The organism is Chloroflexota bacterium (assembly GCA_034717495.1).
GTDB lineage: Bacteria > Chloroflexota > Anaerolineae > JAAEKA01 > JAAEKA01 > JAYELL01.
Window position 1 is genome coordinate 1 of the sequence record JAYELL010000035.1, and the last position, 4,239, is coordinate 4,239.

The 4,239-nt window shown below is 55.4% G+C and carries 4 protein-coding genes; all 4 read right to left on the minus strand.

Features of this window, described 5'->3' with window-relative positions:
• Positions 1-914: nucleotide sugar dehydrogenase (locus tag U9R25_06790; GenBank protein MEA3335601.1), on the minus strand; the 914-nt coding region annotated here is incomplete at its 3' end.
• 168 nt (positions 915-1,082) lie between these two features.
• Entirely contained in the window at positions 1,083-2,066 is a 984-nt protein-coding gene (locus U9R25_06795) for a DUF362 domain-containing protein (GenBank protein MEA3335602.1), read from the minus strand.
• Complete coding sequence (locus U9R25_06800) at positions 2,059-3,330, minus strand: glycosyltransferase family 4 protein (protein MEA3335603.1); 1,272 nt, start codon at positions 3,328-3,330, stop codon at positions 2,059-2,061. The genes U9R25_06795 and U9R25_06800 overlap by 8 nt, the downstream gene beginning before the upstream one ends.
• Positions 3,330-4,229 (minus strand): NAD(P)-dependent oxidoreductase, encoded by a 900-nt coding sequence (locus U9R25_06805; protein MEA3335604.1) that lies wholly within the window; start codon positions 4,227-4,229, stop codon positions 3,330-3,332. The genes U9R25_06800 and U9R25_06805 overlap by 1 nt, the downstream gene beginning before the upstream one ends.
• Positions 4,230-4,239: the final 10 nt, after the last annotated feature.

The following is a 4,239-nucleotide window of genomic DNA, read 5'->3' on the forward strand; positions in this document are numbered from 1 at the left end:
GCGGGCATGGCGCTGTTGATCTCACCGGCCAACTGCACGAAGCGGGCATTATAGCTCAAGGTCTTCAACTTCCAGGCCAGGTAGTGGGGATCCAGGGGAATGCAGTGACCGCCTACCCCGGGGCCAGGCGTAAACTTCATGAAGCCATAGGGCTTGGTGGCCGCCGCCTCGATTATCTCCCAGACGTCCAGGCCCAGCTTGTCGCACATGATGGCCATCTCATTGACCAGCGCGATGTTCACCGATCTAAAGGTGTTCTCCAATAGTTTGACCAACTCGGCCGCCTGGGTGGAAGAAACCGGCACTACGCACTCGATTACGCTGCTGTAGAGCGCTGTGACAACCTCCAGGCAGGCTGGCGTGCTGCCCCCCATTACCTTGGGGGTATTCTCCAGCGTATAGTCGATGCGCCCGGGATCGATGCGTTCCGGGGAAAAAGCCAGGAAGAAGTCCTCACCGACCTGGCATCCACTGTCCTCCAGGATGGGACGAAGCAGTTCCTCCGTGGTTCCTGGATAGGTGGTCGATTCCAGCACTACCAGCATGCCTGGATGGACGTGCGTGGCAACGCTTTCACCAGCGGCTACCAGGAAGCGCACGTCGGGATCGCGCGTCTTGTTCAGTGGAGTGGGCACGCAAATGATGGCCACGTCACAGTGATCGAGGACGCTGTAATCGCAGGTGGCCCTGAACGAATCTTCAGACAGGTCCTCGAGCCGTTTCGCAGGAATGTCCGGAATGTAGGAACGACGTTGGACCAGCGCCTCCACCTTGTCCGGGTCAGAGTCGATACCGGTTACCGGAAAGCCCTGCTCGGCGAAAACCAGCGCCAGGGGCAGCCCAACGTAGCCCAGTCCAATAACAGCCACTTCGGCCGTACGAGCCCGTATTTTCGCCTGGATTTGATCTTTCATTGCATAGTATCCCATCCCGTAGCCGCCACCGGATGCGTCATTTCGAGAAACTCACTCTTCCGTCGCTCCCGTAGCGTTCGCGGGCCCCTCCGGGGTGCACGCGAGGATGACGTTAGGCTGGTCCGGAAATGGCTAGTTTCCAGGCAGGCATATCCCGTGCCCATGTCGTTACAGCACACCATCAGCCGGTTGATAGCTCTGGATATTGCCGGGCGGCGTTCGTTGGATCAAACGATACAGCAACGGCGTGGCCGCCGAGTCAAACACCAGTTTGGACATCAGTTTTCTCTTGTAGAGGAAGATAGCAATGCGATCCATGCTATCGGGCTCGATCACCGACTGGATGACCGGTTCAGGCAGTGGCCGGTTCAGTTGCATTTGGTTGAAATCGGTCGTACCCAGTTTCTCCTGCTCAGCAAAGGCCACATGTCGCACGCTGCGCGGGTCCACGCCCAACAGATGACAACCCAGGGCGTCCAGGGCGACTACGTTGTCAGAGACCGCCATCCAGCCGGCCGGAATGGCGTCACCTTCCAGGGGCCCTCGGCGGTCCATGGCATAGGTGCCGTCCAGGACGCTGATTTGCGGGGCGTAAGCCCGGTTCAACGCCACAATGCCCCAATCGAGGATGTGATGATACAGCAATCGCATGGGATCGGGAATACAGCCCCATTGGTTCTTCAAGCCCAGGGTGACCCGCGTAATAACATGGGTTTTTAGAACAGGAGCGGTAATGAAGACATCTACATCGTCCATGAGGAAACTGGAGGCCTCGATCTGGATGCGCCGTCCAGCAACCCTATCTTCGATCATGCGAGCAGGTTTCTTCGTCAGGTTCACAAAGGGAACGCCGTAGCGCTTGCAGACATCGGCCAGGCCATTCCTGACGAAGGCCTCTTCCGCAGGAAAGGTGCCACCATCGGACTCGCCTACATAGATCTTCGTCGCGCGGCTGGTCAATACGCTCAACAGGGCGTCCAGAAACGCAGGCGACGTGGTCACACCCGGTTTGGGTTCGGGCCATGTGAGGTTGGGTTTGATCAGGACGGTCGAATCGGGGCGTACAGTGTTTTCCCAATCGATGAACGCCAGTGCGTCGTGCATCTGACTTGCCAGGTCATCGCCGATGCGATCTACGAATATCTTATGCATAACTCGTTTTTCCATTTTCTTGAACCGATGCCATCAAGAGTGCCTCCAGGGCCACAGTTGTCTTCTCCCAGTCGGCGTTTTTCTCGGCAGCTCTTCGTCCGGCAGCAGCCAGTTCCCGGGCCTCGTGCGGCAAGTCTGCCAGCGCCACCGCCCGATGGAGGGCGTCGATAGGACCATCAGCATAGACGATCCCACTATCTTCACCAAATTCCGCTTTTAGTCCAGGTAGGTTTGAGGCCACCACTGGTTTACATGCCGCCAGATACTCATAAACCTTCATCGGCACGATCTCGCGGGTCGTATCGTTTGTCAGAGAAGGTAGCATACACACATCTGCAGCAGCCACCAAACTTGGGATTTTTTCGTAAGGCCGGCGGCCCGTCATGATTACGTGCCGCTCAATACCATATCGCGAAACCAGGCTATGCAATTCATCGTAGATGTCGCCATCGCCGACGATCAGGAAGCGAGCTCCATGAAGTACGCTGGAATCGTCAGCGATCTGCTGGACGATTTGAAGCAGTCCAGAGAAATCATACAGCCATCCCATAAAAAAGATAACCCATTCATCGGGACCAATGCCCAGCTCCCGGCGCCTTTCCGAGCCATCGACATTTTCGTGGAACAGATCCAGGCTGACTCCGGTCTTCAGTACGGTGACCTGTCCCGTATCCACACCTGTGCAGATCACATACTCGCGCATCTGCGGCGTGAAGACAACGACCCGGTTAGAAGCTCGCAGCGCGGCCCCCTCCATCATGCGGGCTGCAGACCATAGCCAACGCTGGGGCACCATGGTGTGATAAGGCTCCTGCACGATGCTGATAAAGGGGATATTGCGCCATTGCAGCAACCGTGCCATGAAATAACTATTGGTTAAAGTCAAACCAATCACCAGGTCGAAGGGCTGCGACTCAAGTTTGCTGCGTAATTCCAACAGACTGGTTGTTGTCCAACTCATGTGTGCCAGCAGCGGCAGTTGAATGGTCGCAGGTCGAGTGACTTGCAGTGAAACCCCATCGATCACCTTGTTCACTGCCGGAAATTCCTGGCGGGGCTGCCAGCGAGGCGGCGCCGTTCTCGTTGGCCACAGAATGTCGTAGTCGATCACTTCCACATAATGGCCCCGTTTCACCAGGCGCTCTGCCAGGTGATGTTGCTGGATGACGTTGCGATCGACCCAGTTAGTTTCTTGCACGATCAGGATTCTTAGACGATCGTTTTTAGGAAGGATATTCTCGGCAGGTCGCTCCAATGGCTTCATCAAAGTGTATCAGTGTTGATCACGGTTTTTCCGTTCACTTGATAGACCTGACGCATCCAATCAGCTGTACGCCTCACTCCCTCAGCCAACGAGACAGTGATCTCAAAGTCCAGATCCCGAACAGCCTTGCTGTTATCCACGCGCTTGACCTTGGTGGTAAATGGTTCTCCATCCTTGTAGGTCACCAGATCAGGATCGGCGCCGGTCGCTTCCAGCACGTATTGTGCCAGCGTCTCGATATCATGGAAATCGCCCCCGCCGATGTTGTAGACCTCGCCTGGTTTGAAATCGTCTGAAATATTGGCAAGAGCTTTGACAGCATCCGATACGTAGGTCGAGGTTCGTCGATGGCCACGATAAACCGTGAACGGTACACCATGCAAGGCTCGATAGCAGAACAGGCAATTCACACTGCGATAAGGGCTGTAAAACTCACCGGGTCCATAGGTATTGAAAAACCGCACACGCACCGACTCGGTATCGTACATCTCCGCAGAATTCAAGATCTGCATTTCCCCCACCCACTTGGTCATGGCATAGTCATTGAGCTGCTTGATCTCCAATCTGTCCATCACGTCTTCAGTCATTACCCCCTCATAGTCGCCATAGACCTCAGAGCTACTTGCAAAGATCATCCTGAAGCCTTGCCGCTCCTGGAAGCGAATCATGTTCTTTGTGCCAACCGCGTTGGTCCGCCACAACGTATCGTAGTAATCTTCGCCATTCCAACGGCCAAACTCGGCTGCCAGATGATAGACATAGTCGAAGGAGTTACTGGTGAATACCCGCTCCAACTGGCGAAAGGAGCTGATATCACAGCGGAAATACTGATCGTCATGATAATGCCTGATATCTAGCAGCCAGACGTCGTGACCTCTGGATCGCAATTCAGTGACCAGATGTCTGCCG